This is a genomic window from Paraburkholderia sp. RAU6.4a (assembly GCF_050435625.1).
Lineage (GTDB): Bacteria > Pseudomonadota > Gammaproteobacteria > Burkholderiales > Burkholderiaceae > Paraburkholderia > Paraburkholderia tuberum.
On the sequence record NZ_JBNDKQ010000002.1, the window covers coordinates 1,013,352 to 1,039,325 of the forward strand.

At 65.4% G+C, this 25,974-nt stretch carries 23 protein-coding genes and 1 pseudogene; 6 read left to right on the top strand and 18 right to left on the bottom strand.

Annotated elements, in window-relative coordinates:
- Positions 1–101: 101 nt before the first annotated feature.
- From eno to OKW40_RS09390, 8 genes and pseudogenes are all read right to left on the bottom strand, one after another.
- Positions 102–1,385 carry a phosphopyruvate hydratase gene (gene eno, locus OKW40_RS09355; protein WP_018417543.1) on the bottom strand — a complete coding sequence of 428 codons (1,284 nt, stop codon included), beginning with the start codon at positions 1,383–1,385 and terminating at the stop codon, positions 102–104.
- 165 nt (positions 1,386–1,550) lie between these two features.
- The gene (gene kdsA / locus OKW40_RS09360) at positions 1,551–2,405 is read right to left on the bottom strand and encodes a 3-deoxy-8-phosphooctulonate synthase (protein ID WP_090800765.1); all 855 of its coding nucleotides are present in this window, start codon (positions 2,403–2,405) and stop codon (positions 1,551–1,553) included.
- Positions 2,402–4,063, bottom strand: coding sequence for a CTP synthase (locus OKW40_RS09365; protein ID WP_184057312.1), 1,662 nt, complete (start codon positions 4,061–4,063; stop codon positions 2,402–2,404). The genes kdsA and OKW40_RS09365 overlap by 4 nt, the downstream gene beginning before the upstream one ends.
- Before the next feature lie 142 nt (positions 4,064–4,205).
- Positions 4,206–5,010, bottom strand: a pseudogene (locus OKW40_RS09370) (alpha/beta fold hydrolase).
- A 116-nt stretch (positions 5,011–5,126) separates the two neighbouring features.
- Complete coding sequence (locus OKW40_RS09375; RefSeq protein ID WP_429489418.1) at positions 5,127–7,769, bottom strand: DNA internalization-related competence protein ComEC/Rec2; 2,643 nt, start codon at positions 7,767–7,769, stop codon at positions 5,127–5,129.
- Between the two features lie 115 nt (positions 7,770–7,884).
- On the bottom strand, positions 7,885–8,673 hold the full coding sequence (locus tag OKW40_RS09380) for a TatD family hydrolase (RefSeq protein WP_429405226.1): 789 nt from the start codon (positions 8,671–8,673) through the stop codon (positions 7,885–7,887).
- A gap of 43 nt (positions 8,674–8,716) precedes the next feature.
- Positions 8,717–9,433 (bottom strand): lipoprotein-releasing ABC transporter ATP-binding protein LolD, encoded by a 717-nt coding sequence (lolD, locus tag OKW40_RS09385; protein ID WP_429405224.1) that lies wholly within the window; start codon positions 9,431–9,433, stop codon positions 8,717–8,719.
- Between the two features lie 31 nt (positions 9,434–9,464).
- Positions 9,465–10,718 (bottom strand): lipoprotein-releasing ABC transporter permease subunit, encoded by a 1,254-nt coding sequence (locus OKW40_RS09390; protein WP_184048864.1) that lies wholly within the window; start codon positions 10,716–10,718, stop codon positions 9,465–9,467.
- Between the two features lie 305 nt (positions 10,719–11,023).
- On the opposite strand from OKW40_RS09390, the gene OKW40_RS09395 reads away from it, so the two are divergent.
- From OKW40_RS09395 to OKW40_RS09415, 5 genes are all read left to right on the top strand, one after another.
- On the top strand, positions 11,024–12,133 hold the full coding sequence (locus OKW40_RS09395; protein WP_429489420.1) for a regulator: 1,110 nt from the start codon (positions 11,024–11,026) through the stop codon (positions 12,131–12,133).
- Between the two features lie 16 nt (positions 12,134–12,149).
- On the top strand, positions 12,150–13,856 hold the full coding sequence (gene recJ / locus OKW40_RS09400) for a single-stranded-DNA-specific exonuclease RecJ (RefSeq protein ID WP_429489422.1): 1,707 nt from the start codon (positions 12,150–12,152) through the stop codon (positions 13,854–13,856).
- A 109-nt stretch (positions 13,857–13,965) separates the two neighbouring features.
- Positions 13,966–15,070 (top strand): peptide chain release factor 2 gene (gene prfB / locus OKW40_RS09405; RefSeq protein WP_184057324.1). Its coding sequence is split into 2 segments (ribosomal slippage): positions 13,966–14,046 and positions 14,048–15,070, totalling 1,104 coding nucleotides; the frame shifts between segments, so codons are not numbered across the junction.
- A gap of 174 nt (positions 15,071–15,244) precedes the next feature.
- A complete protein-coding gene (gene lysS / locus OKW40_RS09410; RefSeq protein ID WP_184057326.1) occupies positions 15,245–16,771 on the top strand; it encodes a lysine--tRNA ligase in 1,527 nt (508 codons plus the stop codon).
- Positions 16,772–17,116: 345 nt separating this feature from the next.
- Positions 17,117–17,815: a glycine zipper 2TM domain-containing protein gene (locus OKW40_RS09415; protein ID WP_184057328.1), complete on the top strand. Its 699-nt coding sequence runs from the start codon at positions 17,117–17,119 to the stop codon at positions 17,813–17,815.
- 102 nt (positions 17,816–17,917) lie between these two features.
- On the opposite strand, the gene iscX is transcribed toward OKW40_RS09415, so the two are convergent.
- The 10 genes from iscX to OKW40_RS09465 all read right to left on the bottom strand — a co-directional run bounded on the left by iscX (position 17,918) and on the right by OKW40_RS09465 (position 25,140).
- Positions 17,918–18,115, bottom strand: coding sequence for a Fe-S cluster assembly protein IscX (gene iscX, locus OKW40_RS09420; protein ID WP_027198111.1), 198 nt, complete (start codon positions 18,113–18,115; stop codon positions 17,918–17,920).
- 15 nt (positions 18,116–18,130) lie between these two features.
- Positions 18,131–18,472, bottom strand: a complete 342-nt coding sequence (gene fdx / locus OKW40_RS09425; protein WP_090800789.1) for an ISC system 2Fe-2S type ferredoxin — start codon at positions 18,470–18,472, stop codon at positions 18,131–18,133.
- A 188-nt stretch (positions 18,473–18,660) separates the two neighbouring features.
- Positions 18,661–20,532, bottom strand: coding sequence for a Fe-S protein assembly chaperone HscA (gene hscA / locus OKW40_RS09430; RefSeq protein WP_429489424.1), 1,872 nt, complete (start codon positions 20,530–20,532; stop codon positions 18,661–18,663).
- Positions 20,533–20,696: 164 nt separating this feature from the next.
- Positions 20,697–21,224, bottom strand: a complete 528-nt coding sequence (hscB, locus tag OKW40_RS09435) for a Fe-S protein assembly co-chaperone HscB (RefSeq protein ID WP_429489426.1) — start codon at positions 21,222–21,224, stop codon at positions 20,697–20,699.
- A 137-nt stretch (positions 21,225–21,361) separates the two neighbouring features.
- The gene (gene iscA, locus OKW40_RS09440) at positions 21,362–21,685 is read right to left on the bottom strand and encodes an iron-sulfur cluster assembly protein IscA (RefSeq protein WP_090800794.1); all 324 of its coding nucleotides are present in this window, start codon (positions 21,683–21,685) and stop codon (positions 21,362–21,364) included.
- A 78-nt stretch (positions 21,686–21,763) separates the two neighbouring features.
- A complete protein-coding gene (gene iscU, locus OKW40_RS09445; protein WP_090800797.1) occupies positions 21,764–22,177 on the bottom strand; it encodes a Fe-S cluster assembly scaffold IscU in 414 nt (137 codons plus the stop codon).
- Positions 22,178–22,249: 72 nt separating this feature from the next.
- On the bottom strand, positions 22,250–23,473 hold the full coding sequence (locus tag OKW40_RS09450; RefSeq protein WP_429489428.1) for an IscS subfamily cysteine desulfurase: 1,224 nt from the start codon (positions 23,471–23,473) through the stop codon (positions 22,250–22,252).
- Positions 23,474–23,556: 83 nt separating this feature from the next.
- Positions 23,557–24,087 (bottom strand): Fe-S cluster assembly transcriptional regulator IscR, encoded by a 531-nt coding sequence (iscR, locus tag OKW40_RS09455; RefSeq protein ID WP_018417524.1) that lies wholly within the window; start codon positions 24,085–24,087, stop codon positions 23,557–23,559.
- 163 nt (positions 24,088–24,250) lie between these two features.
- Entirely contained in the window at positions 24,251–24,748 is a 498-nt protein-coding gene (locus OKW40_RS09460) for a low molecular weight protein-tyrosine-phosphatase (protein WP_018417523.1), read from the bottom strand.
- A 152-nt stretch (positions 24,749–24,900) separates the two neighbouring features.
- On the bottom strand, positions 24,901–25,140 hold the full coding sequence (locus OKW40_RS09465; RefSeq protein ID WP_184067533.1) for a hypothetical protein: 240 nt from the start codon (positions 25,138–25,140) through the stop codon (positions 24,901–24,903).
- 275 nt (positions 25,141–25,415) lie between these two features.
- On the opposite strand from OKW40_RS09465, the gene OKW40_RS09470 reads away from it, so the two are divergent.
- Positions 25,416–25,943: a hypothetical protein gene (locus tag OKW40_RS09470; protein ID WP_429489430.1), complete on the top strand. Its 528-nt coding sequence runs from the start codon at positions 25,416–25,418 to the stop codon at positions 25,941–25,943.
- Positions 25,944–25,974 lie beyond the last annotated feature (31 nt).

A 25,974-nucleotide genomic window follows, 5' to 3' on the forward strand; every position in this document is an offset into this window, starting at 1 on the left:
TAAATACGCGCCGCCCTGCGCTATACGCAGGGCGGCGAGGTCAATCAGAAACGAAGGATAACCGGCTCATCGATCGGCGTGAACAATCTGGCGAAGACCGCTTAGCGCAGATTGTAGAAGGCCGACTTGCCCGGGTAGCTCGCGATATCGCCGAGATCTTCCTCGATACGCAGCAGCTGGTTGTACTTCGAGATGCGGTCGGAACGCGACAGCGAACCTGTCTTGATCTGGCCGGCGTTCAGACCGACGGCGATGTCCGCGATCGTCGAGTCTTCAGTTTCGCCCGAACGGTGCGAAATCACCGCCGTGTAGCCCGCGCGCTTGGCCATTTCGATCGCCGCGAAGGTTTCCGTCAGCGTGCCGATCTGGTTGATCTTGATCAGGATCGAGTTCGCGATGCCCTTCTCGATGCCTTCCTTCAGGATGCGCGTGTTCGTCACGAACAGGTCGTCGCCGACCAGCTGGACCTTGTTGCCGAGCTTGTCGGTCAGCGTCTTCCAGCCTTCCCAGTCGCCCTCGTGCATGCCGTCTTCGATCGACACGATCGGGAACTTGTCGGCGAGGTTCGCGAGGTAGTCCGCGAATTCCGTCGACGACAGCTGCAGGCCTTCGCCCGCGAGCTGGTACTTGCCGTCGTGGTAGAACTCGCTCGCCGCGCAGTCGAGCGCGAGCAGCACGTCTTCACCGGCGCGATAGCCTGCTTTCTCGATGGCTTGCAAAATAGTGGACAGACATTCCTCGTTGCTGCCGAAGTTCGGTGCGAAGCCGCCTTCGTCGCCGACCGCCGTGCTCATGCCGCGGTCCGACAGGATCTTCTTCAGCGCGTGGAACACTTCGGCGCCGCAGCGCAGTGCTTCGCGGAAGCTCGGCTGGCTGACCGGCACGATCATGAATTCCTGGATGTCCAGGCTGTTGTTCGCATGCGCGCCGCCGTTGACGATGTTCATCATCGGCACCGGCAGTTGCATCGCGCCCGAGCCGCCGAAGTAGCGGTAGAGCGGCAGACCGGCCTCCTCAGCCGCGGCCTTCGCGACGGCCATCGACACGGCCAGCATCGCGTTCGCGCCGAGGCGCGACTTGTTGTCGGTGCCGTCGAGCTCGAGCAGCGTCTTGTCGAGGAACGCCTGCTCGGAAGCGTCGAGACCCATGATCGCTTCGGAGATTTCCGTGTTGATGTGCTCGACGGCCTTCAGCACACCCTTGCCGCCGTAGCGGCCGGCTTCGCCGTCGCGCAGTTCGATCGCTTCGCGCGAGCCGGTCGACGCGCCCGACGGCACGGCCGCGCGCCCCATAGTGCCCGACTCGAGCAGCACGTCGCATTCGACGGTGGGGTTGCCTCGCGAATCGAGAATCTCTCGACCGATGATGTCTACGATAGCACTCATGGTTTCCTCAAAGGATGACGTTGAATTCTTTACTGTGGCCTTGCATTGCGCACCTGCCGGTCTCCCCGACAGACAGCTCGCGCGCCGATACGTTCGACGACCATTATGCGAAAACGCCGCGGGTCGATTATCGAGGGCAATCGTGACACGCGGCGCACACCTGAATCAGTTGAAATCGCTTTCGAGGAACGGCCCGCGCTTGACGGCCCGGTCGAGCGTGACGAGCGTCTCGAGCAGGTCGGCCATGCGATTGAGCGGCACCGCGTTCGGCCCGTCCGACTTCGCTTGCGCCGGATTCGGGTGCGTTTCCATGAACAGACCGGCGACGCCGACCGCGACCGCGGCGCGCGCGAGCACCGGCACGAATTCGCGCTGGCCGCCCGAGCTCGTGCCCTGACCGCCCGGCAACTGCACCGAATGCGTCGCGTCGAACACGACCGGCGCGTTGGTCTCGCGCATGATCGCGAGCGAACGCATGTCCGACACGAGGTTGTTATAGCCGAACGACACGCCGCGCTCGCACGCCATGAAGCGGTCTTCGGACAGACCCGCTTCACGCGCGGCGTCGCGCGCCTTGTCGATCACGTTCTTCATGTCGTGCGGCGCGAGAAATTGGCCCTTCTTGATGTTGACCGGCTTGCCCGAGCGCGCGCACGCGTGGATGAAGTCGGTCTGACGGCACAGGAACGCGGGCGTTTGCAGCACGTCGACGACCGACGCCACCTGCTCGATCTCGTGTTCGGCGTGCACGTCGGTCAGCACCGGCAGACCGAGCTGGCGCTTCACTTCCGACAGGATGCGCAGACCTTCGTCCATGCCCAGACCGCGAAACGACTTGCCGCTGCTGCGATTGGCCTTGTCGTACGACGATTTGTAGATGAACGGAATGTTCAGCTTCGCGCAGATTTCCTTCAGGCGGCCGGCCGTGTCGATCGTCATCTGTTCGGATTCGACGACACAGGTACCGGCGATCAGGAAAAACGGCTTGTCGAGCCCGACGTCGAAATCGCCCAGTTTCATGCTTTCTCCTCGACCCTCGACTGCTGATGCGCGAGCGCCGCTTCGACGAACGACTTGAACAGCGGATGACCGTCACGCGGCGTAGACGTGAATTCAGGGTGGAACTGGACGCCGACGAACCACGGGTGCATGCTGCGCGGCAGCTCCATCATTTCCGGCAAATCCTCGCTCGGGGTACGGGCGCTAATGATGAGGCCACCGCCTTCGAGCTGGGGCACGAAACGGTTATTCACCTCATAACGGTGACGGTGGCGTTCGTTCACATCGGTGCCGTAGATCTCTTCGGCGAGCGTGCCGGGCTTGATCGGACAGCGCTGCGAGCCGAGGCGCATCGTGCCGCCGAGATCCGACTCTTCGGTACGCTTCTCGACGCGGCCTTCGCGGTCGTACCACTCGGTGATCAGCGCGACCACGCGGTTCTTCGTTTCCTGATCGAATTCGGTGCTGTTCGCGTCCTTCAGGCCGACGACGTCGCGGGCGAATTCGATCACGGCGAGCTGCATGCCGAGGCAGATGCCGAGATACGGCACGTTCGCTTCGCGCGCATAACGGATCGCGGCGATCTTGCCTTCGGTGCCGCGACGGCCGAAGCCGCCCGGCACGAGCACCGCGTCGAGATGCTTGAGGCTCCCGACGCCTTGCGTTTCGATTTCTTCGGAGTCGATGTACTCGATGTTCACGCGCGTCGACGTATGCATCGACGCATGACGCAGCGCTTCGATCAGCGACTTGTACGACTCGGTCAGATCGACGTACTTGCCGACCATGCCGATCGTCACTTCGTGCTTCGGGTTCTGCAGCTTCTCGACGAGGTCCGACCACATGGACAGGTCCGCCGCCTTCGGCGTGAGCTTGAGCTCTTCGCAGATGATCGCGTCGAGACCCTGGTCGTGCAGCATCTGCGGAATCTTGTAGATGCTGTCCGCGTCCCACACGGAAATCACCGCGTCTTCGGGCACGTTCGAGAACAGCGAGATCTTCGCGCGCTCGTCGTCCGGAATGCGGCGGTCGGCACGGCACAGCAGCACGTGCGGCAAGATACCGATTTCGCGCAGCTTCTGCACGCTGTGCTGGGTCGGCTTGGTTTTGAGTTCGCCGGCCGTGGCGACCCAGGGCACCAGCGTGAGGTGCACGAAGCACGCGCTGTTGCGGCCGAGGCGCAGGCTCATCTGGCGCGCGGCTTCGAGGAACGGCAGCGATTCGATGTCACCCACCGTGCCACCCACTTCGACGATCGCGACATCCGGCTCGCCGCACGTCGCAGACGCTGCGCCGCGCTCGACGAATGCCTGGATTTCGTTCGTGATGTGGGGGATGACCTGCACGGTCTTGCCGAGATAATCGCCGCGGCGTTCCTTGCGGATTACCGACTCGTAAATCTGGCCCGTGGTGAAGTTGTTGGCCTTGCGCATCTTCGTGCTGATGAAGCGCTCGTAGTGGCCGAGGTCGAGGTCGGTTTCCGCTCCGTCTTCCGTCACGAACACTTCGCCGTGCTGAAACGGGCTCATCGTGCCGGGGTCGACGTTGATGTAGGGATCGAGTTTGAGGAGGGTGACTTTAAGACCGCGCGATTCGAGGATCGCGGCGAGGGAAGCGGCGGCAATACCCTTGCCGAGGGAAGATACTACGCCGCCGGTGACGAAAACATATTTGGTCATCGCTGGATGCTCGCGGGAAAAACGGATTATACCGTAAAGGATGGTCCCGACCCAGCAAAAAACGGCCGACCCACGCGTGCCGAGGCCGCCTCGCGTGGCAGCCGGCGCAGCGGTTTGGAGCCCGCTTCGTGCGCGCAGCACGTCAGGCGGTTCGCTCCAGCTCACGCAGCATGCGTTGCACCGCGCGCGCGGTTTCGATCGGCTTTTCCATCGGATACAGATGGCTGCCCTCGATCCACTCGACATGGCCGCCGGTCGCGCGTCGCGTCGCGTCGAGCCCGGCCTGGCGGATTTCCTTCGAGCGTGTCCCGGCGATGAACCCGACCGGCACCGGCGCGCCGCGCGCGAGCCGCGCGCCGAGCGTATGCGGCAGCGTCCGGTAGATCTGGTATTCGATGCGACGATCGAACGCGAGCACCCGGGTGCCGTCGGGCGAACTCTGCGGAATGCCGAAGTCGATGTAGTCGGACAGCATGCGCTCGTCCCAACGCGCGAACGCGGGCTTCGAATGGAAGTGCCGCCATGCTTCGTCACGGCTCGTCCATTGCGTGCGCCGCTTGCGCGTCGCGGCGGCGGGCGACAGCCGCTCGTCGAGCCCCGGTCCATTGCGACACGCGCAGCATGCTGCTGCGCCAGCCGGCGATCACCGGCGAGTCGAGCATCACGACGCCCCTCACCCACTGCGGCTTTTTCAGCGCCGCCATCAGCGACAGATAACCGCCGAGCGAATGCCCGACGAGCCACACCGGCTGCTCGTACTTGCGGGCGATGTCGTCAAGCAGTTGCTCGACCAGATGGGGCCAGTCCTGCGTGACCGGAAAGCGCGGATCATGGCCGATCCGCTCGATCGAGCGCACGTCGTAGTCGTCGGAGAGCTCGGCGAAGATCGTCCGGTAAGTCGAGGCCGGAAAGCCGTTCGCATGCGTGAAATGGATGATGTTTTTCAACTGCGGCGATCTCCGTTGTGTTTTTTACGCGTGGGCGGTGCTTTGCCTGTGCCGCTGCTTATACCGCTGCTTGCGCCTGTTGTCTGCGCTGTTGCGCTCATCGGGCCGCGACGCGCTCAGGGCTCCATCCAGTAGCGGCGCTGCGTGTCCCGATAGCGCTCGAGCGTGAGCGCGGCGCCCTCCTCACCGCGCGCGCCCGGATCGACGTCGACCCTCACGGCGCCATCGCGATCGCTGCGCCCGAGTTCGATATGACGCGCCGCGTAGCGCGCGAACACGCCCGCATTCGGATGATGGAAGCGATTCTCGTAGCCTACCTGAAATAACGCGATGGACGGATCGATAGAGTCGAGGAACGGCTCGGTCGACGACGTTTTGCTGCCATGATGCGGCACCATCAACACTTGCGCGCGCAGCATAGCGGGATCGCGCGCGAGCAGCGCGCGTTCGGTCGGCGCTTCGATGTCGGCGGTCAGCAGGGCCGTGAAACGCGGCGCGTTCGCACCGACGAACGCCGCCGCCTGGCTTGCGTTGGTGGGCGGCAACGTGCTGACCCTCAACACGCAGCAATGCTCGTTCGCCTTGCCCGTGAGTGCCCCGACGTCAGGCCACAGCACGGCGAACTCAACACCATCCCACTGCCAGCGCTGCCCCGCCACGCACGGCAGCGTCTGCGTGCCATGCTGTTTTGCCTTCGGCCACAGCGGATTGTCCGGCGCCAGAGCAGCCACCAGCTGACGCACCTCGATCGCATCGAAAACGGCAGGGGCGCCGCCCGCATGATCCGAATCAGCGTGACTGATCATCAGCGTATCGAGCGTCGTCACGCCTTGCGCCCGCAGGAACGGCACCACCACGCGCTCGCCAGCGTGGCTCGATTCCGGACCGGGACCCGCATCGAACAGCAACGCGTGATGCGCGGTCTGCACGAGCACCGACGAGCCCTGCCCGACATCGAGCGCAGTCAGACGGAACGCGCCCGATGGCTCGGCGAGTGCGCCGCTTGCGCTGGGCATCAGCAGCGGCAGCCACGACAGCGGCGCCGCCCAGCGCAGGGGCCAGCCGCGCGGCGCGAGACACCACAGCACACCGAGCGCCGCCGCGGCCAGCGCCCACGCATGCGGCTGCGGCAGCCACCACAGCGTCCAGCGCGGTCCCGACGCCAGTTGCAGGCCGGCCGCGAGACCATCGAGCAGCGTGTGCGCGGCGCGCCACGCGAACGCATCGAGCGGCGCGGGCAATGCGACGCCCGCGAGCACCGTCGGCGTGACGAGCAGGCTCACCCAGGGAATCGCGAACGCGTTCGCGAGCGGACCGACGAGCGGAATTTGCGCGAACCAGTAGGCGGTCAGCGGCGCCAGCGCGACCGTCACCGCGAACTGCGCGTGAGCGGCGCTGCGCAACCGTTCGGCGAGCGCGCGCAGACGCCGGATCGATACGGGACGCGCCGCGCTGCCCTCCTCGTCTTCATGATGACGGGACGCCAGTGGAACCCGCACGCGCGGCCGCCCCGACATCGCGAACAGGATCGCGCCGACTGCACAAAACGACAGCCAGAATCCGGCCGACACGACCGCCCACGGATCGACCAGCAGCACGAGCCCGAGCGCCCACGCGAGCACCGTGGAGCGCGCTAGCTGCCGGCCGCCGACGAACGCCAGCGCGACGAGCGCGGCCATCCACAGCGCGCGTTGCGCTGGCACGTTGAAGCCCGCGAGCGCGGCATGCAGTGCGGCGAACATCGCACCGGCCGTCACGCCGACGAGCTGCGCGGGCAAGCGCAGCGGCCAGTTGCGGCCGAGCCACCCCGAACGTCGCCAGATTGCCGCCGCGAGCCAGCCGGTCAGCCCCGCGACCAAGCCGAGATGCAAGCCCGAAATCGCCACCAGATGACTCGTGCCGGTGGCGCGCATCAATTGCCAGTCGGCGGGGCTCACTTCGTCCTGCGCGCCGATCGCGAGCGCGACGACGATGCCGCGATGCGGCGCATCGGCAAGCACCGTGTCGATACGCGCACGCAACCCGGCGCGCCAGCGGTCGACCAGCACGGCGAGCCCGCGCGCGTGACCGGTCAGGCGCCGCGCATGGTCCGGCACGCTCACGTAGCCGGTCGCGCGGACGTTGCGCGCGAGCAGACTCGCCTCTGCATCGCGCACGCCGAAATTCGCGTTGCCGTGCGGGCGCTTCAGGCGCACGGTCAGACGCCAGCGTTCGCCCGGTTCGAGCCGCGGCGCCGCGGCGTCGCGCGCGATCCAGGCTAGCTGGATCACGCGCGGGAAAGCGGCGAGCCGCGCACCGTTCGTATCGACGTCGAACAGGAAGCGCGCGCCTTTGTCGTCACGCGTCGGCAATCCCTTGATCGTGCCGACCACCTCGATATCGCGCCCTTCCCACTCGTGCGGCAGGCTCACCGCGAGCCGCGTTTGCGCGCGCACGGCCGCGTAGCCGAAGCCGACGCAGATCGCCGCGCACCACACCGCGCCCCAACCGGCCACCCGCCGCATGCGAGCGTCGCGCCATACGCGGCTAGCGAGCTGGTGCGAGAAGCCCCGCTCGTATTCGCGCTGAAGCGCCGCACCTGCCGCACCTGTCACACCCGCCGCCGCAGCCGCTCCGCCGCCACGCAAACCCCACACCGCAACGCCGGCCGCCGTGCAGCCGAGCAGTATCAACGCGCACCATGCGCCTGTATCCGGCAACACCGCCTGTCGCTGCAGCCAGACCACCCCCAACGCAAATCCACACCAGACCGCCCTCATCCGCCCTCCGTACCCGCTGGCGCCGGGCCTCGTCACCGCGCCAGCGAACGGGCAGCAGCGAGCCCGCCGGGCGTGGGGATCGCCCGACGCGAACCCTTTCGATCAACGGAATCGATTATGCAGAGGAAAGCGCGAGTCGCGGCAGCGCGGCGAGCGCGTTAGCCGTTGTGCCAAGGGCGGCTGCGTCGGAAGTGACACCGCGCAGTCGCGCGAGGCTCGCGCCGATCGCCGGAATCTGCTCGGGTGAATTGCGCTGCCTGTACATCCACGACGGCGCGATGTCCGGCGCGTCGGTCTCGACGACCAGCGCATCGAACGGCAGCTGTTCGGCGAGTCGCCGGATCTGCCGGGCGCGCTCGAACGTGAGGTTGCCGCCGAACCCAAGATGCATGCCCTGATCGATGTACGCCTGCGCCTGCTGGAAACTGCCATTGAACGCGTGCGCGATGCCGCGATGAATCTGATGCCGGCGCAGCCCTTTGATCACCTGATCCTGCGATTTGCGCACATGGCAGATGACCGGCAAATCGAATTCGCGCGCGAGCTGCAACTGGCCGTTGTAGAAAAACTGCTGGCGCGCATCGTCGAGGCCGTCGACGAAATAGTCGAGCCCGATCTCGCCGATGCCGACGAAGCGCGGATCGTCGAGACTCGCCTCGATCTCCATGCGCAACAGGTCGAGGTCGGCATCGACGGCGTGCAGCGTGAGGAGCGGATGAATGCCGAGCGCGTACGCGCCGCCGTCGACGCGATGCGCGAGCTCGCGCACCGCCGCGAAGTTCTGTCGCCCGATCGCCGGAATCACGATGCGCGACACCCCCGCATGGCGTGCGGACGCCGCAACCGCATCACGGTCGGCGTCGAACTCCGAAGCGTCGAGATGGCAGTGCGTATCGATCCACATGGGTTACCTCGCTGGCAAGAGGACGGACCGTGCCGGCCCGCACTCAGACCGGCACCGGCGGCTCTTCGTGCAGCACGCCGTCGCGCAACCGCATGATGCGATCACAGCGGCCCGCCAGCTCCGGGTCGTGCGTGACGATCACGAAGCTCGTCTCGAGCGTGCGCGACAGTTCGAGCATCAGGTTGAAAACCGTGTCGGCGGTGCCGCCGTCAAGGTTACCGGTCGGCTCGTCGGCGAGCACGCAGGCGGGCTTCGTGACGAGCGCACGCGCGATCGCGACACGCTGACGCTCGCCGCCCGACAGCTCGCCCGGCCGATGCTTCGCGCGATGCCCCATGCCGACGCGCTCCAGCACCGCCATGGCCTCGCGGCGCGCGACTTCAGTCGTCTCGCGACGAATCCGCAGCGGCATCGCGACGTTATCGAGGGCGGAAAACTCCGGCAGCAGATGGTGAAACTGATACACGAAACCGAGCGCGCGATTGCGCAGGACGTTGCGCTCGCGCTCGGAGAGTTCCGTGAACGGCTTGCCGAGCACCGACACGTGGCCCGTGCTCGGATCGTCGAGACCGCCGAGCACGTGCAGCAGCGTGCTCTTGCCGGAGCCCGACGCGCCGACGATCGCGAGCTTCTCGCCCCGCCGCACGGCGAGTTGCGCATTGTTGAGCACCTGCACGTTCAGCCCGCCCTGCACGAACGCTTTGGAAATGCCGGTGGCTTCGAGCACGAACGGATGCGACGCGGAGTCCTGAGCGGTCATGGATGAATCGGTTGAGGGATGGACGAGGCGGTCATTCATAGCGCAGCGCCTCCGCCGGACGGACCTTCGCGCCGCGCCAGCTCGGATAGAGCGTTGCGAGCGCCGACAGCACGAACGCGATGATGCCGATGCGCGCGACGTCCGCCGGAACCAGCTCCGACGGCAGCTCGCTGATGAAGTACACCGACGGCGGCAGGAATTGCACGCCGAGCAGATGCTCGATCATCGGCACGAGCCACGGAATGCTCCACGCGATCAGACAGCCGAGCACGACGCCGGTCGCCGTGCCGATGAAGCCGATCGTCACGCCCTGCACGACGAAGATCTTCATGATCGAGCCGGGCTGCGCGCCGAGCGTGCGCAGGATCGCGATATCGGCCTGCTTGTTGGTCACCGTCATCACCAGCGACGACACCAGATTGAACGCGGCTACCGCAATGATCAGCGTCAGGATGATGAACATCATGCGCTTCTCGATCTGCACCGCAGAGAACCAGGTCTTGTTCTGCTGGGTCCAGTCGCGGATGTACAGATCGCCCGACAGCGTGCGCGCGAGCTGATGCGCGACTTCCGGCGCGCGCTGCATGTCGGTGAGGCGCAGCCGCACGCCGGTCGGTGCGGGCAGCCGGAACAGCGCCTGCGCGTCCTTGATGTTGATCAGCGCGAGCGTGCTGTCGTATTCGTAATGGCCCGACTCGAAGATGCCGACCACCGTGAACTGCTTCAGGCGCGGCAGCATGCCCGCCGGCGTGATCGTGCCTTCGGGCGCGACGAGCGTGATCTTGTCGTTCAACTGCACGCCGAGATTGGCCGCCAGATCGGCGCCGAGCACGATGCCGAAGCCGCCGGGCACGAGGTCGGCCAGCTTGCCGCCTTTCATTTCCTTGCCGATGTCGGACACTTCAGGCTCGAGCGTCGGCTCGATGCCACGCAACGCGACGCCGCTCACCGCGTCCTGGCGCGTCAGCAGCGCCTGGGCCTCGACGTAGGGCGCCGCGCCGATCACCTCCTTGTTCTGGCGCGCCTCCTTCGCGGTCAGTTGCCAGTCGGGCATCGAACCGGTCGGCGAAAAGATCTCGACGTGCGCGAGCACCGACAGCATGCGGTCGCGCACCTCTTTCTGAAAGCCGTTCATCACCGACAACACGACGATCAGCGCCGCGACGCCAAGCGCGATGCCCGACATCGACACCAGCGCGATGAACGAAATGAAGCCGTTACCGGTCGTGCGTTTGCCGGCGCGTGTGTAGCGCCAGCCAATCTGCCATTCGTAGGGAAATTTCAAGCGAATCCTTTTGTGCGTTCTTCGACTGTATGTCGGGACCGGCGGACATCGACGTCCGCCGTGCGGCCCGAACGTCGTGATCGTTGGGCTCCCGGCGGCGCGGATCGTTCCTCGCGCGCCCGGCCGCTGTGCGGCTCTGCCGGCGCATAGAGGCGCGGCGCCGCGGTGCGCCACCCTGCCGGGTCCGGCGATCAAGCGCGAAGTTTGCCACACAATGCCGCCGGCTCACGCAAAGGACGTGCCTCGGCCGCGCCATCGACAAACCGGCCGCGCTTCGTCGAAATACTCGCACCGTTTGCCCTACAATGCGCAGCATCATGCCTGCCGACCGCCTCCATCTTCTGCTGCCCTTCGCGCTGCCTGCCGCGGCCGACGCCTCCACCGCGCTTCACGACATCCAGTGCCCCGCTCTCGACCGGCTGATCGCGCGCGCGACGCTGATCGAACGCGTGATCGGCGAGGATTTTCAGCGCACGCTGCCGCACGAGCGCTGGGTCGCGCGACAATTCGGCGCGCTGCCCGACGGCGCCTCGGCCGCCGCCGACGAAGCCCCGCTCGCGCCCTACATGCTGCGCGCCGACGGCGGCGAACCCGGCAACGCGACGTGGGCCTGCGTGCAGCCGGTACACGTGCACATCGCGCACGACCATCTGGTGCTGATCGACCCGGCGTCGCTCAATCTGTCGGACGCCGAAGCGAGCACGCTGCTCGCGCTCGCACGTCCGCTGATCGAGGAACTCGGCGTGCGCATCGAGGCGCCCAAGCCAATCCGCTGGTATCTGTCGAGCGACGCTTTCGGTTCGCTCGCGGGCGCGTCGCCGTTGCGCGCGAGCGGCCGCAACATCGAGATCTGGTTGCCGCACGAAGCGCATTCCGGCGAACGCTCTCGCGCGTGGATGAAGCTGCAGAACGAAGTGCAGATGGCGTGGTTCGAGCATCCGGTCAACGAAGCGCGGGAGGCGCGCGGGCTGCCGGCCGTCAACTCGATCTGGTTTCACGCGCAAGGCGCCGCGCGGAGCGTGCGCAGTCCGTTCGCGCAGGTGCTGTCCGATGCCGCTGCAACGCGCGGTCTCGCGCTCAGCGCCGGGGTCGCGACAGGCGCGCCGCCGACGTCGTATCGCGAACTGGCCGCGGCGCTGCGCGGCACCACCAACGGCAGCGGCGCAACGCTCGTCGAACTCGACCCCTTCTCCGCGCCCTACATCGAACAGGACTGGGCGCGCTGGAACCAGGCATTCGCCGCGCTGCAGACCGACTGGTTCGCGCCCGCGCTCGCGGCACTGCAGTCGGGCGAACTCGCCGAGCTCGGCCTCACGCTGTGCGGCGACACCGGCTCGGTGACGCTGACGGTCACGCGCGGCGATCTGCGCAAATTCTGGCGGCGGCGCGTGCTGGCCTCGCTTTTCATCGAATGATCTACGGCCCTTCCGCATGACCCGAATCGTTACACGCCCCTGCTCCCCCGTCGACGCCGAAGTGTTGACCCGCTGCGGCCTGCATCCGGTGCTCGCGCGCCTGTACGCAGCGCGCGGCGTGTGCCTGCCCGAGGACGTCGAAACCGGCCTCGCGCGGCTCGTGCCGCCCGCCGAACTGAAGGGCTGCGACGCGGCCGCCGCGCTGCTCGCCGACGCGCTCCAGCAGCAGCGCCGCATGCTGGTCGTTGCCGACTACGACTGCGACGGCGCGACCGCCTGCGCGGTCGCGGTGCGCGGGCTGCGCATGTTCGGCGCGCGCATCGACTATCTGGTGCCGAACCGCATGGAGCACGGCTACGGGCTCACGCCGGACATCGTCGAGCTCGCGACACGCAGTGCGGCCGGCAAGCCCGATCTGCTGATCACCGTCGACAACGGCATCGCGAGCGTCGACGGCGTCGCGGCGGCCAACGCCCTTGGCATCGACGTGCTCGTCACCGACCACCACCTGCCCGGCGACGAACTGCCCGCCGCGCGCGCAATCGTCAATCCGAACCAGCCGGGCTGCACGTTCCCGAGCAAGTGCCTCGCCGGCGTCGGCGTGATGTTCTACGTGCTGCTCGCGCTGCGCGCCGAACTGCGCCGCCGTGGGGCGTTCGGCGACGCGCTGCCCGAGCCGCGCCTCGACGGCCTGCTCGATCTGGTCGCACTCGGCACCGTCGCCGATGTCGTCAAACTCGACGGCAACAACCGCGTGCTGGTCGCGCAAGGTCTGCAGCGCATCCGCCGCGGCCGCATGCAGCCGGGCATCGCCGCGCTGTTTCGGGCCGCCGCGCGCGATGCGCGCAACGCCTCCGGCTTCGACCTCGGCTTCGCGCTGGGACCGCGCCTGAACGCGGCGGGACGGCTGTCGGACATGTCGCTCGGCATCGAATGCCTGACCACCGACGACGTCGGCCGCGCATGGGAACTCGCGCAGCAGCTCGACACGATGAACCGCGAGCGCCGCGAAATCGAGGCGGGCATGCAGCAGGAGGCGCTGGACGACCTGTCGACGGTCGATCCCGACGGCGCGACCACGATCACGTTGTTCAATCCGGGCTGGCATCAGGGCGTGATCGGCATCGTCGCGGGACGGCTTAAAGAGAAGTTCCACCGCCCGTCGTTCACGTTCGCGCCGGCCGACGATACGGGCGTGCTCGTCAAGGGCTCGGGCCGCTCGATCGCGGGCTTCCACCTGCGCGACGCGCTCGATCTGATCTCGAAGCGCGAGCCGGACCTGATCGTCAAATTCGGCGGCCACGCGATGGCCGCGGGCCTGACGATCGCCGCCGCCGACGTGCCGCGCTTCACCGCCGCGTTCGAGGCGGTCGGCCGCGAATGGCTGTCCGCGCAGGCGCTCGCGCGCACGATCGAAACCGACGGCGAGCTCGAAGACGCGTACTTCACGCCGCAATTCGTCGAAATGCTCGACGCGGCCGTCTGGGGCCAGGGTTTTCCGGCGCCGGTGTTCTCCGGCGAATTCGAGGTCGCCTCGCAGGCGTTGGTGAAGGACAAGCACCTGAAGCTGCAACTGCTGCGCGGCCGCCAGCGCTTCAACGCGATCTGGTTCAATCACACCGACACGCTGCCCGCGCGCACCACCGTCGCCTACCGGCTCGCGAGCGATACATGGAACGGCGTGTCGCGCGTGCAACTGATCGTCGAGCACGCGGCGAGCTGAAATCTTCCGCAAAATCAATCGCGAACACGCGCCCGATCGCCCGCGAGGCTCCGGCGCGGCGTGCCGATCGGCTATAATTTCTGCTTTTTACGCAGAATAGAAGATCGACATGGAAGCGGAACGTCTCAACGCGATCGAAGCCTCTCTGGCCGACCTGCGCAAGCGCGCGGACGACCTACGGGGGTATCTTTGACTACGACGACAAAGCACTGCGTCTAATCGAAGTCAACCGGGAACTCGAAGACCCGGACGTCTGGAACGACTCGAAGCACGCCCAGGCGCTCGGTAAGGAAAAGAAGCTGCTCGACGACACGGTCGGCAAGCTCACGTCGATCGCGAACGACGTGCGCGACGCGCAAGACCTGTTCGAGATGGCACGCGAAGAAGCCGACGACGACACGCTGCTCGCCTGCGAGGGTGACGCCCAGGCCATCGAGGCACGCGTCGCCGACATGGAATTCCGCCGGATGTTCGCGAACCCGGCCGATCCCAACAACGCCTTTCTCGACATCCAGGCCGGCGCCGGCGGCACCGAGGCGTGCGACTGGGCGTCGATGCTGCTGCGCCAGTATCTGCGTTATTGCGAGCGCAAGGGCTTCAAGACCGAAGTGCTCGAGCAGACCGAAGGCGACGTCGCCGGCATCAAGAACGCGACGATCAAGATCGAAGGCGACTACGCGTACGGCTTCCTGCGTACCGAAACCGGCGTGCACCGGCTCGTGCGCAAGTCGCCGTTCGACTCGTCGGGCGGTCGTCACACGTCGTTCTCGTCGGTGTTCGTGTACCCGGAAATCGACGACTCGATCGAAGTCGACATCAACCCGGCCGACCTGCGCATCGACACGTACCGCGCTTCGGGCGCGGGCGGTCAGCACATCAACAAGACCGACTCGGCGGTGCGTATCACGCACATGCCGTCGGGCATCGTCGTGCAGTGCCAGAACGACCGTTCGCAGCACCGCAACCGCGCCGAAGCCATGGCGATGCTGAAATCGCGCCTGTATGAAGCGGAAATCCGCAAGCGTCAGGCCGAGCAGGACAAGCTGGAAGCCGGCAAGACCGATGTGGGTTGGGGCCATCAGATCCGCTCGTACGTGCTCGACAACAGCCGCATCAAGGATCTGCGCACCAACGTCGAAATCAGCAATACGAAGAGCGTGCTCGACGGTGACCTCGATCCGTTCATCAGCGCGAGCCTGAAACAGGGCGTCTAGGCGCGCACGGCGCGGCCCCGTTCACCGATCGGGACCGCACCTTCTTCGTTGCTGCTTTTGCGTTGCTTCCACGCTATTTATTCGCCGTTTTTCCAGTACCGCCTGAGGTTTTTACACTGACTGGCTTCCCGCCAGCGGAGCACTCCGCGGCGGGCCACCGAATACCAAATCATCATGACTGAACCGACCCAGCCGACTGTCGTGCCCGAAGCGGACGACAACAAGATCATCGCCGAGCGCCGCGAAAAGCTGCGCGAACTGCGTGAGCGAGGCGTCGCCTATCCGAACGATTTCCGTCCCACGCACCACGCCGAAGATCTGCAGGCGCAGTACGAGCACGCCGACAAGGAAGCGCTCGAAGCGCATCCGCTCGAAGTCGCGATCGCTGGCCGCATGATGCTGAAACGCGTGATGGGCAAGGCAAGTTTCGCGACCGTGCGCGACGGCTCGGGTCAGATCCAGTTCTTCATCACACCGGCCGACGTCGGTCAGGAGACCTACGACGCGTTCAAGAAGTGGGACATGGGCGACATCGTCGCCGCGCGCGGCGTGCTGTTCCGCACCAACAAGGGCGAGTTGTCGGTGCGCTGCACGGAGCTGCGTCTGCTGTCGAAGTCGCTGCGTCCGCTGCCGGACAAGTTCCACGGTCTCGCCGACCAGGAAATGAAGTACCGCCAGCGCTATGTCGATCTGATCGTCACGCCGGAAACGCGCCGCACGTTCGTCGCGCGCACGAAGGCGATTTCGTCGATCCGCAAGTACATGGCCGACGCGAACTTCATGGAAGTCGAAACACCGATGCTGCACCCGATTCCGGGCGGCGCGGCGGCCAAGCCGTTCTCGACGCACCACAATGCGCTCGACATGCAGATGTTCCTGCGCATCGCGCCGGAGTTGTACCTGAAGCGGCTGGTCGTGGGCGGCTTCGAGCGCGTGTTCGAGATCAATCGTAATTTCCGCAACGAGGGCGTATCCGTGCGCCACAACCCGGAATTCACGATGATCGAGTTCTACGCGGCCTACACCGATTACAAGTGGCTGATGGACTTCACCGAGCAGCTGATTCGCCAGGCCGCGATCGATGCGCTCGGCACGGCCACCATCACTTATCAGGGCCGCGAGCTCGATCTGTCGAAGCCGTTCCATCGGCTCACGATCACGCAGGCGATCCAGAAATACGCGCCGCAATACACGAACGAGCAGCTCGCCGACGGCACGTTCCTGCGCGCCGAGCTGAAGAAGTTCGGCGTCGATGCGTCGCAGCCGCAGTTCCTCAACGCGGGCATCGGCTCGCTGCAACTGGCGCTGTTCGAAGAGACCGCCGAGTCGCAACTGTGGGAGCCGACCTACATCATCGACTACCCGATCGAGGTGTCGCCGCTCGCGCGTGCGTCGGACAAGGTGGCAGGCATCACCGAGCGTTTCGAGCTGTTCATCACCGGCCGCGAAATCGCCAACGGCTTCTCGGAGCTCAACGATCCGGAAGATCAGGCCGCGCGCTTCAAGAAGCAGGTCGACCAGAAAGACGCCGGCGACGAGGAAGCGATGTTCTACGACGCCGACTACATCCGCGCGCTCGAGTACGGCATGCCGCCGGCGGGCGGCTGCGGTATCGGCATCGACCGTCTGGTCATGATGCTGACCGATAGCCCGAGCATCCGCGACGTGATCCTGTTCCCGCATCTGCGGCGCGAAGACTGAGCGACGCTGGGCGCGAGCGCGCGTTGTGCTTCGCGAGCAATGCGATGGTTTGAAGAGCGCCCGGTTGATGCCGGGCGTTTTCTTATGCGCGCGTTTTCACTTTGCGGGACCGTTTTCTGCTTCTCATCGTTTGTAACCAGCGGTAAAAGCTGCTCGTTCGCGCGCAAGTCGCCGCGGACTCGATGGTCTTAGAAGTTTGTTGACACCAAAGCGCACCGCGTAAAGGGCGCCTACCCACGCCCGAGGGCGCCATCTGAGCGGTTACAAATAGAAACGCTGCCCGGATCGAATTGCCCGACAATCAGTCTCACAAGAAGTCGGCTCTGTCAGAAACGGAGGCCCTACATGGACACCCCTACTCATCAACCCACGCAGCCACGTCGTCTTCATCCCTTGATCGCGGTGGCCGCCGGCGCGGTGCTCGTCGCGAGTCTCGTCGCTACCGCGGCGATCACCGGCGTGTTCCCGAAGGCGTCGGGTAACGGCGCACAGAACGATCAGACGCAGGCCGCGCAGGTCAGCACGCAAGCGCCGGGCGTCGTCGATTCGGCCGCGCCGGTCAAGCCATCTGCGCAACAGCGGCAAGATCAGGCTCAGCAAGCGGTGCCGGCCGCCCCTGCCGCCGCTCCAACCCTGCAGCAATACGCGCAGCAACAGCAGGCACAGGCCGCGCCGCAGTATGCGCAGCAGCCGGCGCCGCATGCCGCTTATTGCGCGACCTGCGGCACCGTCGTCGCGATCTCGGCGGTTCGGCATGAAGGACATGGCACCGGCATTGGCGCGGTCGGCGGTGCGGTGGCCGGGGGCGTCGTCGGTAATCAATTCGGCGCCGGCGGCGGGCGTACCGCGATGACGCTGCTCGGCGCGCTGGGCGGCGGGTTCGCCGGCAACTCGGTCGAAAAACATCTGCGCAGCACGACGTCGTATTCGGTGCGCGTGCACATGGAAGACGGCAAGACGCGCTACTTCACCTATAGCGAGGCGCCGCCGTTGCGCGACGGCGAGCGCGTGCGCGTTCAGAACGGCGGCCTCGTCGCCGACTGAGCAGAGCTCGGCGCCCAACGTTCGTCGACGCGCCATGAAAAAAGGCGATTCCATCGGAATCGCCTTTTCTTTGGAGTTCAATGCACCCGTTCGAACACGCGTTCAATAATCTGCGTCTTCGATCCATGCCGCCTGAATCGCTTCGAGAATCTTTTCGCTCGAACGGTTCGGATCGTCGTCGAAGCCTTCGAGCTCGGTCACCCAGCGGTGCAGGTCGGTGAAACGCACCTGCTGTGGATCGACGTCCTGATGCTTGTCCGTCAGAGCCATCGCGATGTCTTGCGTATCGGTCCACTTCATGGCGGCACCCTCCTGTTAGTGATTTTCCTTCGCGTGATTGATCGAGTAACGCGGAATTTCGACGACCAGATCCTGCTCGTCCGGCATGACCGCCTGACACGACAGGCGCGAAGCCGGTTCCAGCCCCCATGCCTTGTCCAACAGATCGTCCTCGTCTTCCTCGGATGGCGTCAAGGCGGCGAAACCCTCACGCACGATTACGTGGCAGGTCGTGCACGCGCACGACTTCTCGCACGCATGCTCGATTTCGATACCGTTATCGAGCAGGTTGTCGCAGATGCTCTTGCCGGGAACGGCGTCGATCACCGCGCCTTCCGGGCACAGTTCGACGTGAGGCAGCACAACGATTTGAGGCATACAGTTTCCGTTTGGGTCTGAGGCACGGCGGCTGCCAGCAATGCCGGGTGCAGGCTCCGTGCCATTTTACTGGCGCCGCGCGGACTTTTTAAGTCCGCGCGGGCGCGATCGGTGGTTCGTGGGGGGCGCAATTCGTGCGCGGCCTGAGCGCGCGTCGCGCGCACGTTGCTGTCGCTACGCTCGCCCGTTCAGATCTCGTCGAGCTTGCGGCCCGACAGCGCGCGGCGAATTCCCTTGTTCATGCGGCGCGCGGCGAATTCGTCGGTGCCTTCGGCGAGCGCCTTCGTCGCGGCTTCGATCGCGCCGACGTCTTCGCCTGGCGCGACGTTGCGCAGCGCGGCGAGCAGCGCGTCGAGTTCGGCGCGTTCGCTGTCGTCGAGCAGCTCGGCGTCGGCGGCGAGCGCCGCGTCGGTCGCTTCGACGAGACGCTGCGCTTCGACCTGCGCCTCGCGCAATGCGCGCGCGCGCATGTCGATTTCAGCGGTCGAAAAGCTGTCTTCGAGCATGCGCGCGATGTCGTCGTCGGCGAGGCCATACGAAGGCTTCACGACGACCGATGCCTCCACGCCCGACGCCAGCTCGCGCGCAAACACCGACAGCAGGCCGTCGGCGTCGACCTGATAGGTCACGCGAATGCGCGCGGCGCCGGCCGCCATCGGCGGAATGCCGCGCAGCTCGAAGCGCGCGAGCGAACGGCAATCGCTGACGAGCTCGCGCTCGCCTTGGACGACGTGAATCGCCATCGCGGTCTGGCCGTCCTTGAAGGTCGTGAAATCCTGCGCGCGCGCGACTGGAATCGTCGAGTTGCGCGGAATGATCTTTTCGGTGAGGCCACCCATCGTCTCGACGCCGAGCGACAGCGGAATCACGTCGAGCAGTAGCCATTCGTCGCCTTCCGCCCCGCGGTTGCCGGCGAGCAGATCGGCCTGGATCGCGGCGCCGAGTGCGACGACCTGATCCGGATCGAGATTGACGAGCGGCGGCTGGCCGAAGAACGCCTCGACCGCGCGGCGGATCACCGGCATGCGCGTCGCGCCGCCGACCAGCACGACGCCCTTGATTTCCTTCGTGGTGACCTTCGCGTCGCGCAGCGCCTTTTTCGTCGGGCCCAGCGTGCGTTGCACCAGCGCGGCCGTGATGGTCTCGAAAGTGGCTTCGTCGATCGTGAGATCGAGCGCGGTGCCGTTGGCAAGCGTGAGCTCGAGGGTGGTGTGCGACGCGCTCGACAGCGCCTCCTTGGCCTCGCGCACGCTATCGAGCAGCAGGCGCACGTCGTGCGGCGCGAGCGTCTGCGACGCGATGCCGGCCTGTTCGAGCACATGGCGATATAGCGCATGGTCGAAGTCGTCGCCGCCGAGCGCGGAATCGCCGCCCGCCGCGAGCACTTCGAAAACGCCCTTGGTGAGCTTCAGGATCGACAGGTCGAAGGTGCCGCCGCCGAGGTCGTAGACCGCGTACAAACCTTCCGCGCCGTTGTCGAGACCGTAGGCGATCGCCGCAGCGGTCGGTTCGTTGAGCAGACGCAGCACGTTCAGCCCCGCGAGGCGCGCGGCGTCCTTGGTCGCCTGGCGCTGCGCTTCGTCGAAGTAAGCGGGCACCGTGATTACCGCGCCGACGAGCTCGTCGGCGAGCGTGTCTTCGGCGCGCTGGCGCAGCGTCGCGAGAATTTCAGCCGATACCTCGACCGGGCTCTTCACGCCGTCGACGGTGCGGATCTGCACCATGCCGGGTGCATCGACGAAGTCGTACGGCGCGTTTTCGGCGCCCTCCACCTCGGCCTTGCCGCGGCCCATGAAGCGCTTGACCGACACGATCGTGTTGCGCGGGTCGGTCGCGGCTTCGGCCTTCGCCCGGCGGCCGATGCGACGGCCGCCCTGCTCCAGGTAACGCACCACCGACGGCAGCAGCACGTGCCCGTCTTCGTCGGGCAGCACATCGGGCACGCCGCTGCGCACAGCGGCGACGAGGGAGTTGGTGGTGCCGAGATCGATACCGACCGCCAGACGCCGCTGGTGAGGCGCCGGCGCCATGCCGGGTTCGGAGATTTGCAGTAAGGCCATCTGGATGTTCTCGGGGACGTTGTGCCCCGTCCTGAATGTTCGCGTTGCTGGGGTGATGCCGCGGCTCGCGGCCGCTCTGGTTTTTTGTTTGTCGCTTACTACGTCGCTGCCTGCTGTTGCTGCTTGCCCGCGCCGCGCTTTTGCGCGCGTCGCGCGAAAGCGCGCTAGCCTTCGAGCCGCTCGATCTGGGCATCGATTTCCGACGCGACGCGCTCGATGAACATCAGCTGCCGCACCGCCTCGCCCGCCGCCTGATTCGCGCCGTGATCGAGCGATGCGCCGAGCTTGTCGAAGCGCCGACGCTCCTCGTCGCGCAACTCGATGAGCAGCGCGTCGAGCGCGTCGACGTTCTTCGCCGCGGCCGCGTCCTCGATGTTCTCGCGCCACTCCATCTGCTGCAGCAGGAACGCGGGCTCCATCGCCGTGTTGTTCTCCGCGCCGACGTTGATGCCGCGCAACGACAGCAGATAGGTCGCGCGCTTGAGCGGATCGCGCAGCGTCTGATAGGCCTCGTTCGCGCGCGTCGCCCACTGCATCGCGATGCGCTTTTGCGCATCGCCGGCCGCCGCGAAGCGATCCGGATGCACCTGCGCCTGCACGGTGCGGTACGCGTGATCGAGCGTGCTCGCGTCGAGCGCGAATTGCGCCGGCAGACCAAACAGATCGAAGTGGCTGTCGTTCAGCGAGGCCATCGGATTAAAGTCCGTTGATGAAAACTGGTATGGAGACGTCGGGCCTTGTCAGGCGCGACCGCTTCAGTCGCCCGCGGATCAAACTAAAAAGGCGGCCCGCGCCGCCTTTGATCCGCCGCACGCGGAAAGTATCGAACCTAGACGCGGAACGACTCGCCGCAGCCGCATTCGTCTTTCACGTTCGGGTTGTTGAACCTGAAGCCTTCGTTCAGCCCTTCGCGTGCGAAGTCGAGCTCGGTGCCGTCGATATACGCGAGACTCTTCGGGTCGACGACGACCTTCACGCCGCCCGTCTCGAACACCTGATCTTCAGGCGCGACTTCGTCCACGTACTCGAGCTTGTAGGCGAGGCCCGAGCAACCGGTGGTGCGCACGCCGACGCGCAACCCGATGCCCTTACCGCGGCGGGTCAGATACTTCTGGACGTGCTGTGCTGCCTTTTCGGTCAACGTAATTGCCATAACGTTTCTCAGTTGCCAGAGCGCGCGGCGCGCGTGTCCGCGCCGCGCTCACCGGTTACTCCGTTCTTACCCTGTTGCTCAGGCGGCCTTGCCGTCTTCGGCAAGCGCTGCTTCGCCGTGGCGCTGCTTGTAGTCGGCGACCGCTGCCTTGATCGCGTCTTCCGCGAGGATCGAGCAGTGGATCTTCACCGGCGGCAGTGCCAGTTCTTCGGCGATCTGCGTGTTCTTGATCGACATCGCCTGGTCGAGCGTCTTGCCCTTCACCCATTCGGTGACGAGCGAGCTCGATGCGATGGCCGAGCCGCAGCCGTAGGTCTTGAACTTCGCGTCTTCGATGATGCCGTCCGCGCCGACGCGGATCTGCAGCTTCATCACGTCGCCGCAGGCCGGCGCGCCGACCATGCCGGTACCGACCGTGTCGTCGTCCTTCGCGAAGGAACCGACGTTGCGCGGGTTTTCGTAGTGGTCGAGGACCTTGTCGCTATAAGCCATGATTACACTCCTTGATTCGTTTCAACCTGCAATGCGATGAACGTTCGATGTCCGCTTCGTCCAGCCGGCGCGTCAGTGCGCGGCCCACTGGATGGTCGACAGATCGATCCCGTCCTTGTGCATTTCCCACAGCGGCGACAGATCGCGCAGCTTGGAAATCTTCGACTTCAGCAGGTTGATCACGTAGTCGATTTCCTGCTCGGTCGTGAAGCGTCCCACCGTGAAGCGGATCGAGCTGTGCGCGAGTTCGTCGTTGCGGCCAAGCGCGCGCAGCACGTACGACGGCTCCAGCGACGCCGATGTGCACGCCGAGCCCGACGACACCGCGACGTCCTTCACCGCCATGATCAGCGATTCGCCTTCGACGAAATTGAAGCTGATGTTCAGGTTGTGCGGCACACGCTTTTCCATGTCGCCGTTCACATACACTTCCTCGATTTGCGACAGGCCTTTCAGCAGCCGGTCACGCAGCATGCGGATGCGCTCGTTTTCGGTCGCCATCTCTTCACGCGCGATACGGAACGCTTCACCCATGCCGACGATCTGGTGCGTGGCGAGCGTGCCCGAACGCATGCCGCGCTCGTGACCGCCGCCGTGCATCTGCGCCTCGATACGGATACGCGGCTTGCGACGCACGTAAAGCGCGCCGATGCCCTTCGGGCCGTAGGTCTTGTGCGCCGAGAACGACATCAGGTCGACCTTCAGCTTCTGCAGATCGATCTGGATCTTGCCCGTGGCCTGCGCCGCGTCGACGTGGAAAATGATGCCCTTCTCGCGCGTGATCTCGCCAATCGCCTCGATGTCCTGGATGACGCCGATCTCGTTGTTGACCGACATCACCGACACCAGAATCGTGTCCGGGCGCAGCGCCGCCTTGAACGCGTCGAGGTCGATCAGACCGTCGTCCTTGACATCCAGATAGGTGACTTCGAAGCCTTCGCGCTCGAGCTCGCGGGTGGTGTCCAGCACCGCCTTGTGCTCGGTCTTCACCGTGATGATGTGCTTGCCCTTGCTCTTGTAGAAGTGCGCGGCACCTTTCAGAGCGAGGTTGTCCGACTCCGTCGCACCCGAGGTCCAGATGATTTCGCGTGGATCGGCGTTCACGAGCGCGGCCACCTGCTCGCGCGCTTGCTCGACTGCGCGCTCGGCGGTCCAGCCATAAGCGTGACTACGCGACGCGGGATTGCCGAACTGCTCGCGCAGATACGGGATCATCTTGTCCACCACACGCGGATCGATCGGCGTCGTGGCGCTGTAGTCCATGTAGATAGGCAGATGGAGAGAGTCGTTATTCATCAATTGCTCCGGGGACGTCATGTGCTCTGGCTTCTGGGTTCGATATGGGGCTGCGGCGAGGGTTTTCTATTGCGTGCCGCGCTTCACGAACCGGCCATGTTGAAAACGGAATTGGGACCCTTGGGCGCCACGCGCACGGGTTCGACCGCCGGCGCGTCGTTGCGCCTGTCGCGCAGCACGGCCGGCGTGCCTTCGCGCGAACGCTGCTGATCCACCAGATCCTTTAGCGAAACCGAATCGAGATATTCGACCATTTTCTGGTTCAGCGTCGACCACAGCTCATGCGTCATGCAGTGGCCGTCGTGCTGCTTGGTGCCTTCGCATGTGCCCTTACCACCGCACTGGGTGGCGTCGAGCGGTTCGTCGACCGCGATGATGATGTCGGCCACCGTCACCTCTTCGGCACGGCGCGCGAGATTGTAGCCACCGCCCGGTCCGCGCACGGATTCGACGATTTCATGACGGCGCAGCTTGCCAAACAGCTGCTCGAGATACGACAGGGAGATGTGTTGGCGCTGGCTGATGCCCGCAAGCGTCACCGGGCCCTGCTCCTGGCGCAGCGCCAGGTCAATCATCGCCGTGACGGCGAAACGGCCTTTCGTGGTGAGTCTCATATGATGTGGGAACCGCAATTCTCGACAAGTTTGGTCAAGTATAAATACATGAGCGATTTAGTCAAGTATGGGCGGTAAATTTTGTGTCATTCGCTTAATTGATCGCCATACGTCGACGCCGCGCCCCCACCCGTGTGGTGCGTCTGCGTTCTTCGCCCGATGCCTACGCGAGCAACTGCGGGCGCAGCGCGGCGATCAGCCCGCGGCAGGCTGCTTCGCATTGATCGAGCACCAACTCGAAGCCTTCCGCGCCGCCGAAATACGGATCGACAACCTCTCGCGCGCCGCTCCAGCGGCCATCCGACTCAGGCACGAACTCCATCAGCAGACGGATCTTGTCGCGCTGTGCGGGCGGGCACAGTTGACGCAACGCGGCGACGTTTCGGTCGTCCATGGCAATCAGCAGATCGAAGCGCTCGAAGTCCGCGACCGTGATCTGGCGGCCGCGCAGCGCGTCGAGCGCATAGCCGCGCTGGCGGGCCGCGTGTTGCGCGCGTTCGTCGGGCGCCGCGCCGATGTGCCAATCGCCGGTGCCGGCCGAATCGATCAGGATGCAGTCCGCAAGCTTCGCCTCGTCGACCAGATGACGCATCACGCCCTCCGCCGTCGGTGAACGGCAGATATTCCCGAGGCAAACGAAACAGATGGACACAGTTTTCATCAGGGATTTTCGACGCCCGAGGCGCCGCGCGTGAGGTCGTCAGACAGTCAGCGGACTGCGCCGCGATTATACAAATCTCGACAGATTCGCGCCGAGCGGGGCGCAGCCAGCAAGATCAGCGGCTTCGGAGCGTCGCGGTCCGCCGCGCCGGCTTACGATGCCTCGGCGAGCGGCGTCGCCGTGGCTGCACGCATCGGCTTGGCCGGCAATGCCGACGCCGTGTCGATCATGCCGTACGACACCGCGCGTGCGAGTTCGGCGGTCAGATGGTTGGCGTCGAGCGGCATCTGCGAAGCGCGCGAAGCGGTTTGGCCGTTGACGTGCAGAAAGGCGAGCACCGCGAGCGGTACAACGATGGCTAGGGGCCAGTACACCGATATTGTCTTTTTCATGATGTGTTTTTCAATTAGGGGCGCATGAGCTTATGACGCACTATGCCCTAACGAAATGCTATAGGAATTCACAATCGGGAAAAAGCGGCCCGCGCGAGATAGATCGTTGCTTGATACGAAACAGTCAATTGACACCTCTTTCGGGAACGAGTGGCGCATCGCTGGCACACAAAAGTGAAGCTTACAAATGCATACAAAGCCGCCGCGACGGACGGCGACAATCACGGTCTTATTCTTACCCTTACATTTCTTTGCACTGGCATCGGTCCCACAAAATGAAACGCATTGCACCTCTCGCTGGCCTGGTGGCCGCCGCGCTGCTCGGCGGCTGCGCGGTCTATCCGGACGGCACGCCGATGTACGGCAACGGCTACGGCGCCTATAGCGGCTACAACGGTTATGACGATTCCGCATACGCGCCGGGTGCCGCGGTCGTGCCGCAAACCAATGTGTACCTCGGCTACGGCGATTACGGTCCGGGACGCTACTACGGCCCGGCGCCGGGCTCTGGCTATCGCGGCTATCCGGATCGCGGTCATCCGAACGACAACGACTGGCACCACGGCGATCACGGCAACGGTCATGGCAACAATGGCGGCGGTCCTGGACAACCGCACGGCGGCCCGCCGCCGCAGGGCGCAGCGGGCGGTCCGCACGGCCCTGGTGGCGCCAATGGCGGCCCGCACCCCGGCGCGGGCGGACCGCCGCCGGGCCAGCCGCAAGCCGGCAACGGCGGCGGACGAGGCAACGATTCGGGGAGAAATGCGCCCGCGCGTCAGCCGGGGCAGATGACCGAACATTGAAGACGGAGCGGCGCTGAAGCATCCCGCCGGC

Excerpts from the sequence above, each read along its gene's own strand:
- OKW40_RS09460 (WP_018417523.1), bottom strand. The coding sequence starts at position 24,748 with ATGAAAACTGTGTCCATCTGTTTCGTTTGCCTCGGGAATATCTGCCGT.
- fdx (WP_090800789.1), bottom strand. The coding sequence starts at position 18,472 with ATGCCTCAAATCGTTGTGCTGCCTCACGTCGAACTGTGCCCGGAAGGC.
- lolD (WP_429405224.1), bottom strand. The coding sequence starts at position 9,433 with ATGACCGCTCAGGACTCCGCGTCGCATCCGTTCGTGCTCGAAGCCACC.
- OKW40_RS09395 (WP_429489420.1), top strand. The coding sequence starts at position 11,024 with ATGCGCAGCATCATGCCTGCCGACCGCCTCCATCTTCTGCTGCCCTTC.
- OKW40_RS09415 (WP_184057328.1), top strand. The coding sequence starts at position 17,117 with ATGGACACCCCTACTCATCAACCCACGCAGCCACGTCGTCTTCATCCC.
- OKW40_RS09450 (WP_429489428.1), bottom strand. The coding sequence starts at position 23,473 with ATGAATAACGACTCTCTCCATCTGCCTATCTACATGGACTACAGCGCC.
- lysS (WP_184057326.1), top strand. The coding sequence starts at position 15,245 with ATGACTGAACCGACCCAGCCGACTGTCGTGCCCGAAGCGGACGACAAC.
- hscB (WP_429489426.1), bottom strand. The coding sequence starts at position 21,224 with ATGGCCTCGCTGAACGACAGCCACTTCGATCTGTTTGGTCTGCCGGCG.
- hscA (WP_429489424.1), bottom strand. The coding sequence starts at position 20,532 with ATGGCCTTACTGCAAATCTCCGAACCCGGCATGGCGCCGGCGCCTCAC.
- OKW40_RS09470 (WP_429489430.1), top strand. The coding sequence starts at position 25,416 with ATGAAACGCATTGCACCTCTCGCTGGCCTGGTGGCCGCCGCGCTGCTC.
- iscR (WP_018417524.1), bottom strand. The coding sequence starts at position 24,087 with ATGAGACTCACCACGAAAGGCCGTTTCGCCGTCACGGCGATGATTGAC.
- iscX (WP_027198111.1), bottom strand. The coding sequence starts at position 18,115 with ATGAAGTGGACCGATACGCAAGACATCGCGATGGCTCTGACGGACAAG.
- OKW40_RS09465 (WP_184067533.1), bottom strand. The coding sequence starts at position 25,140 with ATGAAAAAGACAATATCGGTGTACTGGCCCCTAGCCATCGTTGTACCG.
- recJ (WP_429489422.1), top strand. The coding sequence starts at position 12,150 with ATGACCCGAATCGTTACACGCCCCTGCTCCCCCGTCGACGCCGAAGTG.
- OKW40_RS09375 (WP_429489418.1), bottom strand. The coding sequence starts at position 7,769 with ATGAGGGCGGTCTGGTGTGGATTTGCGTTGGGGGTGGTCTGGCTGCAG.
- eno (WP_018417543.1), bottom strand. The coding sequence starts at position 1,385 with ATGAGTGCTATCGTAGACATCATCGGTCGAGAGATTCTCGATTCGCGA.
- OKW40_RS09380 (WP_429405226.1), bottom strand. The coding sequence starts at position 8,673 with ATGTGGATCGATACGCACTGCCATCTCGACGCTTCGGAGTTCGACGCC.
- OKW40_RS09365 (WP_184057312.1), bottom strand. The coding sequence starts at position 4,063 with ATGACCAAATATGTTTTCGTCACCGGCGGCGTAGTATCTTCCCTCGGC.
- kdsA (WP_090800765.1), bottom strand. The coding sequence starts at position 2,405 with ATGAAACTGGGCGATTTCGACGTCGGGCTCGACAAGCCGTTTTTCCTG.
- iscU (WP_090800797.1), bottom strand. The coding sequence starts at position 22,177 with ATGGCTTATAGCGACAAGGTCCTCGACCACTACGAAAACCCGCGCAAC.
- iscA (WP_090800794.1), bottom strand. The coding sequence starts at position 21,685 with ATGGCAATTACGTTGACCGAAAAGGCAGCACAGCACGTCCAGAAGTAT.